At 70.8% G+C, this 11,681-nt stretch carries 11 protein-coding genes; 2 read left to right on the forward strand and 9 right to left on the reverse strand.

Annotated features, from left to right (window positions below; genetic code table 11):
- Positions 1 to 331: transposase (locus tag BM041_RS15860; RefSeq protein ID WP_092960869.1), on the forward strand; the 331-nt coding region annotated here is incomplete at its 5' end.
- A gap of 56 nt (positions 332 to 387) precedes the next feature.
- On the opposite strand, the gene BM041_RS15865 is transcribed toward BM041_RS15860, so the two are convergent.
- Entirely contained in the window at positions 388 to 618 is a 231-nt protein-coding gene (locus BM041_RS15865; protein WP_092960870.1) for a DUF1289 domain-containing protein, read from the reverse strand.
- Positions 615 to 1,961, reverse strand: a complete 1,347-nt coding sequence (locus BM041_RS15870; protein ID WP_175533966.1) for an FAD-dependent oxidoreductase — start codon at positions 1,959 to 1,961, stop codon at positions 615 to 617. The genes BM041_RS15865 and BM041_RS15870 overlap by 4 nt, the downstream gene beginning before the upstream one ends.
- Positions 1,962 to 2,236: 275 nt before the next feature.
- Between BM041_RS15870 and BM041_RS15875 the strand changes: the two genes are divergently transcribed.
- On the forward strand, positions 2,237 to 3,202 hold the full coding sequence (locus BM041_RS15875) for a Bug family tripartite tricarboxylate transporter substrate binding protein (protein ID WP_092960872.1): 966 nt from the start codon (positions 2,237 to 2,239) through the stop codon (positions 3,200 to 3,202).
- A gap of 223 nt (positions 3,203 to 3,425) precedes the next feature.
- On the opposite strand, the gene BM041_RS15880 is transcribed toward BM041_RS15875, so the two are convergent.
- From BM041_RS15880 to BM041_RS15910, 7 genes are all read right to left on the reverse strand, one after another.
- Positions 3,426 to 3,758: a hypothetical protein gene (locus BM041_RS15880; RefSeq protein WP_139226085.1), complete on the reverse strand. Its 333-nt coding sequence runs from the start codon at positions 3,756 to 3,758 to the stop codon at positions 3,426 to 3,428.
- A gap of 111 nt (positions 3,759 to 3,869) precedes the next feature.
- On the reverse strand, positions 3,870 to 5,819 hold the full coding sequence (locus BM041_RS15885) for an oxidoreductase (RefSeq protein ID WP_092960874.1): 1,950 nt from the start codon (positions 5,817 to 5,819) through the stop codon (positions 3,870 to 3,872).
- Between the two features lie 70 nt (positions 5,820 to 5,889).
- The gene (locus BM041_RS15890; RefSeq protein WP_092960875.1) at positions 5,890 to 6,861 is read right to left on the reverse strand and encodes an ABC transporter ATP-binding protein; all 972 of its coding nucleotides are present in this window, start codon (positions 6,859 to 6,861) and stop codon (positions 5,890 to 5,892) included.
- On the reverse strand, positions 6,858 to 7,745 hold the full coding sequence (locus BM041_RS15895) for an ABC transporter permease (protein ID WP_092960876.1): 888 nt from the start codon (positions 7,743 to 7,745) through the stop codon (positions 6,858 to 6,860). The genes BM041_RS15890 and BM041_RS15895 overlap by 4 nt, the downstream gene beginning before the upstream one ends.
- Positions 7,742 to 8,683, reverse strand: a complete 942-nt coding sequence (locus tag BM041_RS15900; protein WP_092960877.1) for an ABC transporter permease — start codon at positions 8,681 to 8,683, stop codon at positions 7,742 to 7,744. The genes BM041_RS15895 and BM041_RS15900 overlap by 4 nt, the downstream gene beginning before the upstream one ends.
- Positions 8,684 to 8,834: 151 nt before the next feature.
- Positions 8,835 to 10,397, reverse strand: a complete 1,563-nt coding sequence (locus BM041_RS15905; protein ID WP_092960878.1) for an ABC transporter substrate-binding protein — start codon at positions 10,395 to 10,397, stop codon at positions 8,835 to 8,837.
- An 83-nt stretch (positions 10,398 to 10,480) separates the two neighbouring features.
- Positions 10,481 to 11,680 carry an NAD(P)/FAD-dependent oxidoreductase gene (locus BM041_RS15910; protein WP_092960879.1) on the reverse strand — a complete coding sequence of 400 codons (1,200 nt, stop codon included), beginning with the start codon at positions 11,678 to 11,680 and terminating at the stop codon, positions 10,481 to 10,483.
- Between the last annotated feature and the right edge of the window lies 1 nt (position 11,681).

Consider the following 11,681-nt stretch of genomic DNA (forward strand, 5'->3'; position numbering starts at 1 on the left):
CATGTCGCTACACCTCGAAGAAATCAGCCGTCATGTCGCTCCAGGCGCCCATGCCGTCATCACTCTCGATGGCGCGGGCTGGCACCAGACCGGCGGCAAGCTCCAGGTCCCGGAGAACATCAGCCTGCTACCATTGCCGCCCTACTCGCCCGAGTTGAACCCGGTCGAGAACGTCTGGCAGTTCCTGCGCCAGAACCAGCTCAGCAACCGGGTCTACGAAACCTACGACGCTATCGTCGATGCGTGCTGCGATGCCTGGAACGCCCTCATCAACGATCCAAGCCGCATCACCTCCATCGCCACCCGCGACTACGCACAGGTCAACCGTTGAGGGCGTTGGTATTATGCCGATTTAGGACGTTTAGCACCGTTTTCGCGCCCCCCCCGTCAGGCCGGCGGCAGGCGGGGCGTGAGGTCGGCGCGGAGGCCGCGGGCCTCCAGCGCCGCCAGGCGGGCGGGCAGTGCGGCCAGCAGGCGGCGTTGCGCGACCTCCGGCAGCAGGGACCAGGCGCCGATCTCCTCCCCCGTCCGGCCGCAGCCGATGCAATGGCCGGTCAGCCGGTCCAGCACGCAGACCTGGATGCAGGGACTTTGAAGGCGGGGGCTCGGCGCCGTCACGCGCCCGCCGCCGCGCGGCCGGCGAGGAAGCCGAGCACGAAGCTCTGCGCCAGGCCGTTGCCCGGGATGTAGCCCGCGGTGCCGGTGCCGCTGATTCCGCAGGCGACGCCGCCCGCGGCGAAGAGGCGCGGGATGGCGGTGCCATCGGGGCGCAGCACGCGGGCGGCCTGGTCCACCCGGGCGCCGCCCTGGGTATGGGCCAGGGCGCCGGTGATCTCCGCCGCATGGAAGGGCGCGGCGATCGGGGCCTTCCAGTTGCGGCGGCCGAAGGGGTCGGTCGCCTCCCCCTTCGCGCAGGCCACCGCGTGGGCGAGGGTTTCGGCCAGCACGGCCTCCGGCAGGCTGAAATGGGCGGCGATCGCGGCCACCGTCTCGAACCGACGCATCGCGCCGAGTTCGACGGCGCGACGGAAGGGGCCGCCGGCCTGCGCGGCCTGTTGCGCGTGTTCGTCCCAGATCTCCATGGCGCGGCCCCCGGGCTGGGAGAGCAGGACGCCGGTCATCTCCGACGGGCCCATATCCTCCGCGCAAAAGCGGCGACCTTCGCGGTTCACCATGACGGAGCCGAGCGCCGGGAGGGAGGCGCCGTAGCGGGGGCGGACCGTGCCGATCAGGTGGGGCGAGACGTGGGGCTGGCCCTGATAGGCGTCCATGCATTGCATCTCCGCGCCGAGCTCCGCCGCGACGCGCACGCCGAAGCCGGTGGAGCCGGCGCCGCCGGCATGGACGGCGTGGCGGGCGGGGGGAGCGAAGCGCGCCAGCAGGTCCGGCGCGCCGCCATAGCCGCCGGTGGCGAGGATGGTGGCGCCGGCCTCCGCATGGTGGGTGGCGCCGTCGCGCGTGAAGGTGGCGCCGGTGATGCCGGGGAGCAGGGCGGTGACTTCCGCGCCGTCCTCGAAGGTGATGGTGCTGAAGCGGGCGAGGGCGTCGCGGAGCAGGGTGTTGAATTCGGCGCCGCTCTCCCCGGCGGTGGCGTGCAGGCGCTTCACGGCGTGGCCGGGCCAGTTGGTGGTGGTGTGGAGGTGCAGCTTCACGCCGGCGGGGCCGTCGATGAACTCGGCCGTGGCGGCCGCGCCTTCGGCGACGGTGCGCAGCAGAAGGTCGGGGACGGTATCGCCGTTCTTGGCGCGGACGTCCTGGATGAAGAGGTCCGGCGAATCCTCGATGCCGGCTTCGCGTTGCCAGCGCGTGCCGGGGGCGGAGAAGAGGCCGCCGGAGGTGGCGAAGGTGGAGGGCTGGCCGGAATCGAGCAGGAGCACGCGGGCGCCGCGTTCGGCCGCGGCGAGGGCGGCGACGAGGCCGGCGGCGCCGGCGCCGGCGACGAGAACGTCGTGGGTTTTCATGGGTCGGACCATCGCGCGGGTTGCGGGTGCTGTGAAGGCGGGGTGGCTTGATTCGAGACGGTCCAGGGCCGGTTCGGCCCTGGCGGATGGGGTGTGGGGAAGGCAGCGCCTTCCCCACCGATCTGCTGGCGTTAAGTGACTGATCTTCTTTCTATTACCCCTGACGCCCCCCCTCACCCAACCCTCTCCCCCCGTTGGGGGGAGAGGGCTTGAGATGCTTGACAGCGGCGCCCGCAGACCGCGGAGTTGGCGCGCCAACCGGGGGTGCCTTGACCATGTTCCGACGCAGCCTGCTTGCCGCGACTCTTGCCCTGCCCGCGCTGAAGGGCGCCAGGGCGCAGGCGCCCTGGCCGGACCGCCCGGTGCGGCTGGTGAACCCCTTCACGGCGGGGTCGGCGACCGATGTGGTGGCCCGGCTGGTGACGACGGATCTGTCCGAACGGCTAGGCCAGCAATTCCTGGTCGACAACCGCACCGGCGCCTCCGGCAATATCGGCACGGAGTTCGTGGCCAGGTCGCGGCCGGATGGGCAGACGCTGCTGGTGGGCTCCCCCGGCACCATGGGCATCAATCCCTTCCTGTTCCGCACGTTGCCCTATGACGCCACGCGGGATTTCGTGGCGGTGTCGCATACCGTGTCCTTCCCGCAGGTGGTGGTGGTGAACCCGAACGGGCCTATCCGCAGCATCGCCGATCTGGTGGCGGCGGCGCGGGCCAGGCCGGGGGCGCTGAACTACGGGTCCTCCGGCGCCGGATCGACGGCGCATCTGGCGGTGGAGCTGCTGCGCGCGGCGACGGGCATCGACATGGTGCATGTCCCCTTCCGCGGCGGCACCCAGGCGGTGCAGGCGGTGATGCAGGATGAGGTGCAGGTGGCGGTGGAGGGCTTGCCCTCCCTCCCCGGCTTCCTCTCCGGCGGGCAGTTGCGGGCGATCGGCGTGACCTCCGCCCAGCGGTCGCCGAAGCTTCCGGACGTGCAGGCGGTGGCGGAGACGGTGCCGGGCTTCGATGCGGCGGCCTGGGTGATCTTCTTCGCGCCCACGGGCACGCCCACGCCCTTCATCGAGCGGCTGTCGGCGGAAATCCGGACGTCCCTCAATCGCCCGCAGGTGCGGGACCGGTTGCTGGACCTTGGCGCGACGGTGGTGGCGAGCGACCCGGCGACGACGACGGCCTTCCACCGGCGGGAGTTGGAGAAGTGGCGGCGCGCGGTGGAGCTTTCGGGCGCGCGGGTGGATTAGCTGAGCGCGCGGTCAGGATATCCTGGCCGGGGGGCATTGAATTCGCTGAACGGACGTTCAGTGTTTATCCCGGCAGGCGCGGCTGTGGCGCCTAGCCAATGGATAATGCCCCGGGCGGCTCGCGCGATCAAGGAAATAATGCCTACGCCCCCCCGATCCCTGACTGGTGGCGGAGGGTTCGGGACGGACGAGGAGCAGGCGCCCGCGGTGCTGGCACGCGGCGTTACCGGTGCCCGCTCCCGTAGCCACGGAGTTGCGCATAGAGCGCGCGCTGCTCCGGCCGGAGAGCATCCCGCATGGCGATGTGCGTGGTGAGGTGAACCTCACGGAGCCTCCCGCTGGGGGAGCCGAGCGAGGCGGTCAGGGCGGCCAGGCTTCCCGTATCCGCCGTCCCGCCCGCGAATAGCCGGTCCAGTTCCTGCTCCAGCGCGACGATGCGGGCACCAAGGGCTCGCGCCTCGTCCAGCATGCGGCTGCGCAGCCCCTCGGCCGCCGCCCGCTGGGCGCTGGGCGCTGGAGAGGCGGAGGGCGTCCGCGTGCGCCTGTCAGCGGCCAAGGAGGCGTGACGCGCCGCTGCGGATCGCGAGCAGCCGTTCCATCTCCATCGGGTGGCAGGCCCCGATCTGATTGACGATGGTCCGGCAGCACCCGCCCCGAGGCGCTGCCTTCAGGCGGCCTCCCCGGCGGCCTGGCCCTCCCGCACCGCGGACATCATCAGGCGGGGCGCGAGGGCATCGCCCACCACCCTGACCTTCACGCCCGCCGCCAGCAGGGGCGCCATCAGCGCGTCGCGGGGCGCACGCGGCGTGGCATGGGCGAAGAGGGCGACGCCGGGGATCTCCGTCTCCGCCCCCGTCAGCAGGTGGCGGAGCGTCAGGGCGCCACGGGCCAGGCGGATGGGTTCCTGGCAGGTCATGATCCAGACCTTGGCCGCGGCCAGGCGGCGATGGATGGCCTGCATGGTCAGGACGGGGCTGTCCCGCGCGATGACCTCCCGCGGCGTGACCAGCATGACGCGGTCGAAGTGCCGCGCGATCAGCAGCGTCGCATCATAGGCGCCGGGGGTCGCATCCATGTCGAAGACCACGGCCAGGCTGCCGCGACGTGCAGGATCGGCGAGCAGCGCCTGGCTGGCGGCACGGATGTCGAGCGCCGTGCCATCCTGGTCCGTGAAGCCCGGCGGCGGGACCATGGTGGCGCCGGTGGCCAGCACCACCGCATCGGGTCGCAGCCCCAGCACATCGGCGGCCGAGGCCGGCGCGCCGAGGCGGAATTCCACGCCGGCCAGCCGCGCGCGGCGCGCGGATTGCGCGATGGCGGATTGGATGTCCCCGCAGCCGGGCAGGCGGGCATGGAGGGAAGCCGCACCGCCCTGCCCCGTGCCGAGCAGCGTCACGGCGTGGCCGCGCTCCGCCGCCGCGGTCGCGGCCTGGAGGCCGGCCATGCCGGCGCCGACCACCACGATCCGCTTCGCCACGGGCGCACGGGGGACGGCGGGGGCGGCATCGCGCGGCGTGCCGATATGCGGGTTCACCGAACAGGCGATGGCGGCGCCGCGATGGATCTCCCCCCAGCAGGTGTTGCAGTGGATGCAGGGGGTGATGGCGTCGGCCTGGCCCGCTTCCGCCTTGGCAGGCCAGAAGGGATCGGCCAGCAGCGGACGGGCCAGCATGATGAGGTCGGCGGTGCCGCTGGCGAGCAGGTCCTCGGCCAAGGCGGGCGTCGGCACGCGGCCGATGAAGCCGATGGGGACAGGGCCGGCGGCGTCGCGCATCGCGGCGACCAGGTCGCGATAGGGGGCGACGGGTTCGTGCATGTCCGGCGCGTGGCGGTGCAGCGCCCAGCCATGGGCGTGGCTGCCCTGGCTGAAGGTCAGGGCATCGGGCGGCGCATCGGCGACGATGGCGGCGACCAGGCGCGCGGCCTCCGCCTGGTCGATGGAGCCGGGGACGAAATCATGCGCGGGCATCTTGAGGGCCGCGATGAAGCCGGCGCCGCAGCGGGCGCGGATGGCGCGGATGATCTCCCGCGTGAAGCGGGTGCGGCCCTGGATGTCGCCGCCCCAATCATCCGTGCGGCGGTTGGTGACGGGGGAGAGGAACTGCAACGGCAGGAAGCCATGGGCGGCGGAGACCTCCACCCCCGCGAAGCCGGCGCGGAGCAGGCGGTGCGCGGTCTCGGCGTAATCCTCGATGAGGCCTTCGATCTCGGTGGCCGTCAGGGTGCGGGGGACGGTCCAGGACATGCCATCCGCGACGGCGGAGGCGCCGACGGAATCGAGGCCCCGCGCGCCGTGATGGGCGCTGCCGCCATGCCAGAGCTGGCCGATCGGCAGCGCGCCGTGACGGGCGATGGCGGCGGCGAGTTTCTCCAGCCCCGGGCGCGTCGCGTCGTCATAGGCGGCGATGCGGACGGCGGTGGCGGCGGAGGGGGCGGCGCAGAGGGCCTCCGTGATCACCATCGCGGCGCCGCCGGCGGCGCGGGCGGCCAGGTGGTTCACCAGCGTGTCGGTGACGCGGCCGCCCGCGGGGAAGCGGGTGGACATGGCAGCGTAGGCGATGCGGTTACGCAGCACGCGACCGGCGAGGGTGATGGGGGTGAAGAGCGTGCTGGGCATCGTTGTTCTGTCCTGGACAGAGGGGACGATGCCGGGCGCGACGATGGGTGGCAATCCGGCGGCGGTGTGTTCAGCCGTGCAGGTGGCAGGCGACGCCGCCCTGGTTCTGCCCCTCCGCGCTGGTCCAGGCGGGCATGTCGCGGGAGCATTGTGGCATGGCGTGGATGCAGCGGGGGTGGAAGGGGCAGCCGGGCGGTGGGTTCGCCGCGCTCGGAATCTCCCCGATGATGCGCGGCAGCACGCCGCGGCGGGACGGATCCGGGATGGGGGAGGCGTCGCGCAGCATCTGGGCGTAGGGGTGCAGCGGGTTGGCCAGGACGCGCGCCGCCGGCCCTTCCTCCACGATGCGGCCCAGATACATCACCGCCACGCGGTCGCAGAACCAGCGGATGACGCTGAGGTCGTGGCTGACGAAGAGGAATGACAGGCCCCGGCGCTTGCGGAGTTCCTGCATGAGCAGGAGGACCTGCGCCTGGACGGAGACATCGAGGGCGGAGACGGGTTCGTCGGCGACGATGAGTTCCGGCTCCACCGTCAGCGCGCGGGCGATGCCGATGCGCTGGCGCTGGCCGCCGCTGAATTCATGCGGGAAGCGGTCGAGGGCGGCGGCGGGAAGGCCCACCTCCTCCAGCAGCGCACCGGCGCGGCGGCGCGCTTCCGCACCCTCCGCGATGCCGTGCACGGCCATGGGTTCGATCAGCGCGGAGCCGATGGATTGCCGGGGATCGAGCGAGGAATAGGGGTCCTGGAAGACGATCTGCATGCGACGGCGCAGCGCCTTCAGCGCAGGGCCGCGCGCGGCCAGCACATCCTCCCCCTTCCAGCGCACGCTGCCGCCATCGGGTTCGATCAGGCGCAGCAGCGCGCGGGCGGCGGTGGATTTGCCGCAGCCGGATTCGCCGACCAGGCCGAACGCCTCACCCTGGTTGATGGTGAAGGAGATGTCCTCCACCGCGCGGACCGTCACCGTCCTCGGCGTCGGGAAGCCCTTCTTCGAGACGAAGTGCTTGCGGAGGTTCGTGACCTCGAGGACCGGGCTCATTCGTTCCTCAGCTTCGGGTCGGTGGCGTCGCGCAGGCCGTCGCCGACCATGTTGAGGCCGAGGACGAGGAGCAGGATGGCGACGCCGGGAAACACCGCCAGCCAGGGGGCGTCGAGGATGTTCTCGAACCCGTCGCGCGTCATGCCGCCCCAGGTGGGGGTGGGGGGCTTCACGCCGAGGCCGATGAAGGACAGCGACGCCTCCACCCGGACGGCGGTGGCCAGCCAGAGCGTGCCCATCACCATGACCTCCGACAGGATGTTCGGCAGGATGTGGCGGAACAGGATGCGGGTGTGGCTGAAGCCGAGCGCGCGGCCGGCCTCCACGAAGGCGCGTTCCTTCAGCGCCATGGTGGGGGCGCGGGCGACGCGGGCGAAGGGGGCGATGGCGGTCAGCGCGATGGCGACCACCAGGTTCTCCAGCTCCGGCCCCAGCAGCGCCACGACGATGAGGCCGAGGATGAGCGAAGGGAAGGAGAGCAGCACATCCATCACCTGCATCACGAACAGGTCGAACTTCCCGCCGATATAGCCGGAGACCAGGCCGATGGCGCCGCCGATGACCATGGCGGCGGCGATGGCGCCGAGCGAGACGGTGAGCGAGATGCGCGCGCCCCACATGAGACGGGAGAGGATGTCGCGGCCGAACTGGTCGGTGCCGAGCCAGTATTCGGCGGAGGGCGGCTGGAGGCGGTTGATGATGTCCTGCTCCGCCGGGTCATAGGGGGCGAGCCAGGGGGAGAGCACCGCGGCCAGGAGGATCGCCAGGCAGATCAGCGCGCCGGCCAGGGTTGTCGGGTTGCTGCGCGCCTTGCCGAGTGCCCGCTTCCAGGCGGGGATGGCGGCGGGGGCGACAAGCTCACCCGTCGTGTCGGACGCGCTCATGCCTGCTTCACCCGGGGGTCGAGGATTCCGTAGAGCAGGTCGGTGACGAGGTTCACCACCACGATCAGGAAGCAGTAGATGACCATGAGGCCCTGGAGCATCGTGTAGTCCCGCTGGTTCAGCGCGCCGACGATGATCTTGCCGAGGCCGGGGCGGTTGAAGACGATCTCCGTCAGCACGGAATTGCCGAGCAGGATGCCGACATAGAGCCCGACCACGGTGACGATGGGGATGGAGGCGTTGCGCAGGCCATGCACCCAGACGACGCGGCGCCAGGGCACGCCCTTGGCGCGGGCGGTGCGGATGTAGTCTTCCCCCAGCGATTGCAGCATGGCGCTGCGCGTCACGCGGGTGATGTAGGCGGCCATGACGAGGCCGAGCGTGATCGCCGGCAGGATCAGCTTGTGCAGGCGGTCCCCGTAATCCTCCAGGTTCGCGCTGCCGATGACGGGGAAGATCCGCCAGTGCAGGGCGAAGGCCAACAGAAGAAAAATGCCGGAGACGAAGACGGGGAAGGACAGCCCGATCAGGGAGAGGATGCGCGCGCCGACATCGATGATGCCGTTGCGGTGCAGCGCGGCCCAGATGCCGACGGGTACGCCGACGATGATGCCGAAGATCATCGCCGCCACCGTCAGGTCGATAGTGTGGGGCAGCACGGCGGCGACCTCCGCCATGATGGGGCGGTTGGTCACCATGGAGTTGCCGAAATCGCCCATCAGCGCATTGGTGATGAAGCGGAAATACTGTTCCCACAGGGAGGCATCGAGGCCGAGGCGGGTGCGGAGCGCCGCGATCGCCTCCGGCGTTGCCTGGTCGCCGAGGATGACGAGGGCGGGATCGCCGGGGACGATGCGGACGATGACGAAGACCAGCGTCAGCACCGCGATCAGCGTCGGGATCGCGGCGAGAAGGCGGCGGAGGACGAAGCCGATCATGGGGTATGCGCGATCGGGTCTTGGTGTGCGCAACCCCCACCAATGTGCCGATGCCCCCCACCCCAACCAGCCTGCGGCGTCGCGGCAGTGCCGCGACCCCCCGCAAGCGCGGGGGAGGGAGCCGTGGCGTGGGCGATGAGGGTGCGGCCGATCACCGGATGCGGGTCGCTTCGGTGATGAGCGGGCCGAGGGACATGCTGCCCTTCAGCTCATAGCCGTAGTCGACATTGTCGCGGCGGGCGAAGACCAGCAGGGTTTCCAGCAGCGGCACGCCGCAGACATTCTCCAGCAGGATCTTCTGCGCTTCCGCCCAGAGGCGGTTCTGTTCCTCCGGGTTGGTGGAGACGCGGGCGGCATCGATCTGGCTGTCGGCCTGGTCGCAATGGGAGAAGTTCGTCACCGCCGTCGGCGTCTGCACGCGCGAACGGCCGTGGTAGAACTGCGTCAGGTAGATGTCCGCCACCGGGAAGCGCGCCGCGGAGTAGTAGACCAGCGGCGAAAGGTCCTGCCGGATCTGCTGGTGCCAGGTCGCGTGTTCCACCACCTGCAGATCGAGCGTGATGCCGGACCGGCGCAGCTGCTGCTGCAGCACCTGCATCATCGTCAGCATTTCCGGCAGCTGCGTGTGGATGACGCGGATGGTCAGGCCGTTGGGGTGGCCGGCCTCCGCCAGCAGGGCGCGGGCGCGGGCGCTGTCGAAGGGCAGCAGCGGCGTGGCGTTGGAGAAGCCGAGATAGCCGCGCGGCACCAGGCTCTGCCCTTCCCGCGTCACGTCCTGGCCGCGGAAGCGGACCAGTTCCTGGCGGTTCACGGCATGGGCGAGGGCACGGCGGATGCGGATGTCGTTGAAGGGGGGCTGGCGGGTGTTGAGGTTGAGGATTGCCAGCTCACCGGGTTCGAAGACATCGACCACGGTGTTGGGCAGCGCGCGCGTGCGGTTCAGCCAGGTCTGGTCCGCGCGGCCGTAATTCACGTCCAGCTCCCGGTTCTGGTAGGCCAGGTCGCGGGAGGCGTCGGAGGGGATGAAGCGGTAGGAGATGCGGCCGAGCTGGGGCGCGCCACGGAAATACTGCTGGTGCGCGACGAGTTCGGCGGATTGGTTCGGCGTGACGCGATCCAGCGCGAAGGGGCCGGTGCCGATCGGGTTGCGGGCGAAGGCGTCGCCGCGTTCCTGCACCGCGCGGCGGCTGACGATGTAGCCGCCGGAATAATTGGTCAGGATGCCGAGCATGCTCGGAACATTCTCCCGCAGCGTGATGCGGACGGTGTGGCTGTCCACCGCCTCCACATTCTGGAAGGCGCGATAATCCGCGGCGAAGGCGGAGGAGGCGGCCGTGCCGGATTTCCGCAGGCTGAAGACCACGTCTTCCGCCGTCAGTTCCCCGAAGCCGCCATGGAACTGCACGCCACGGCGGAGGAAGAAGGTCCAGGTCTTGCCATCCGCGCTGCTTTCCCAGCGCTCCGCCAGGTCGGGCTCGATCTCCGCGGGGTTGATGGAGCCGGGCTTGAAGCGGACCAGGCCGTTGAACATCCAGGCCACGACCACGCGGTCGATGGTGGAGACGGCGAAATGCGGGTCGAGCCGCCCGACATCCTGCGCGGCCATGCCGACGCGGAGCGTCTGGCCTTGCGCCTGGGCCTCGTTCGGCACCGCGCCGACGGCCGCCGCCAGCGCCATGACGCTGCCGAGCAGCGCCGCCTTGAATCCTCGCATTGCTTTCGCCTTCCCCGTCCCAGTCGATGGCCCCTTCGGGGCCGGTTCATTCAACCCGAGGCCCGATGACGGGCCGGGCTTTTTCAAGCAGCCGCATCCTGGACCCTGAAGCGCCCGATGTCGAAGGCGTCCAGCGGCACGTCGGTGCGGCCATCCATCACCAGTTCCGACAGCACGGCGCCGATGCCGGGCCCGGTCTGGAAACCTTCGCCGCAAAGGCCGAAGGCATGCAACAGGCCTGGTGTCGTGTGCGACGCGCCGATGACGGGAAATTTGTCGGGCATCTGGCCATCGGTGCCGGTCCAGGACCGGATGATCATCGCATCGCGCAGGCCGGGCAGCACGGCGATGGCGCGCTGCATGGCGCCGAAGCTCGCCTGCGGCGTGGGGCGGGTGCTGAGTGCATCCTCGTCGCCCTCCCCATGCCCGCCGCCGAAGATGACGTTGCCGCGTGGAATCTGGCGGAGGTAGAGATCGCCGCCGACGACGCCCAGGCTGTTGCGCAGGAAATAGGGCAGCGGCTCCGTCACCAGCATGTTGGGGTGCAGCGCCGCGATGGGCACGGCTTCCCCGAAGCTGGCGGCGACCTGGCCGCCCCAGAAGCCGGCGCAGTTCAGCAGCCAGGGGGCGCGGAAATCCTGGCCATTGGCGGTGACGTGAAACAGCGCGCCGTCATGCGCCATCGCCGTGACCGCGTGGTGTTCGCGGATGGAGGCACCGGCCGCCTTCGCCGCGCGCGCCAGGGCGGGGGCCAGCAGGCGGGGATTGGCGGTGCCATCCTCCTCCATCAGGCTGCCGGCGATGACCGTGTCGCTGAAATAGGGGTGCAGGTCGCGGATGGCGTTGCGGCCGATCATGCGGGGGCGCAGGCCGTATTCCGCGGCGGTGGCGTTCCAGTCCAGCAGGGACTGCTCCTCGGCCTCCGTCCGCGCCAGCTTCAGGTGGCCGCAGGGGTCGAATTCGGCGTCGGTGTCGGTCAGTTCGGGGAGCCGCGCCCAGATGGCGCGGGACTTGATGGCCAGCGGGATGCCGGCGGGGTGGCGGCCCTGCTGGCGGACGCCGCCGTAATTCGATCCCGTGGCCTGGCTGCCGACCAGGCCACGTTCCAGCAGGATGACGGAGACGCCGCGGAGCGCCAGGTGAAGGGCGGCGGAGGTCCCTGCCCCGCCGCCCCCGATGATGATGACCTCTGTTTCGACACAGCGTATCCGGTCGGCCTCGACCGCCGCGGCAGAGCGCGGCGCCTTCGGCCAAGCGGATACGCTGGGGGCGTCCTGCTGCATC

Origin of the sequence: Falsiroseomonas stagni DSM 19981 (genome assembly GCF_900114315.1) — a bacterium.
Taxonomy (GTDB): Bacteria; Pseudomonadota; Alphaproteobacteria; order Acetobacterales; family Acetobacteraceae; genus Falsiroseomonas; species Falsiroseomonas stagni.

Excerpts from the sequence above, each read along its gene's own strand:
- BM041_RS15910 (WP_092960879.1), bottom strand. The coding sequence starts at position 11,680 with ATGCAGCAGGACGCCCCCAGCGTATCCGCTTGGCCGAAGGCGCCGCGC.
- BM041_RS15885 (WP_092960874.1), bottom strand. The coding sequence starts at position 5,819 with ATGCCCAGCACGCTCTTCACCCCCATCACCCTCGCCGGTCGCGTGCTG.
- BM041_RS15905 (WP_092960878.1), bottom strand. The coding sequence starts at position 10,397 with ATGCGAGGATTCAAGGCGGCGCTGCTCGGCAGCGTCATGGCGCTGGCG.
- BM041_RS15870 (WP_175533966.1), bottom strand. The coding sequence starts at position 1,961 with ATGAAAACCCACGACGTTCTCGTCGCCGGCGCCGGCGCCGCCGGCCTC.
- BM041_RS15900 (WP_092960877.1), bottom strand. The coding sequence starts at position 8,683 with ATGATCGGCTTCGTCCTCCGCCGCCTTCTCGCCGCGATCCCGACGCTG.
- BM041_RS15875 (WP_092960872.1), top strand. The coding sequence starts at position 2,237 with ATGTTCCGACGCAGCCTGCTTGCCGCGACTCTTGCCCTGCCCGCGCTG.
- BM041_RS15895 (WP_092960876.1), bottom strand. The coding sequence starts at position 7,745 with ATGAGCGCGTCCGACACGACGGGTGAGCTTGTCGCCCCCGCCGCCATC.
- BM041_RS15890 (WP_092960875.1), bottom strand. The coding sequence starts at position 6,861 with ATGAGCCCGGTCCTCGAGGTCACGAACCTCCGCAAGCACTTCGTCTCG.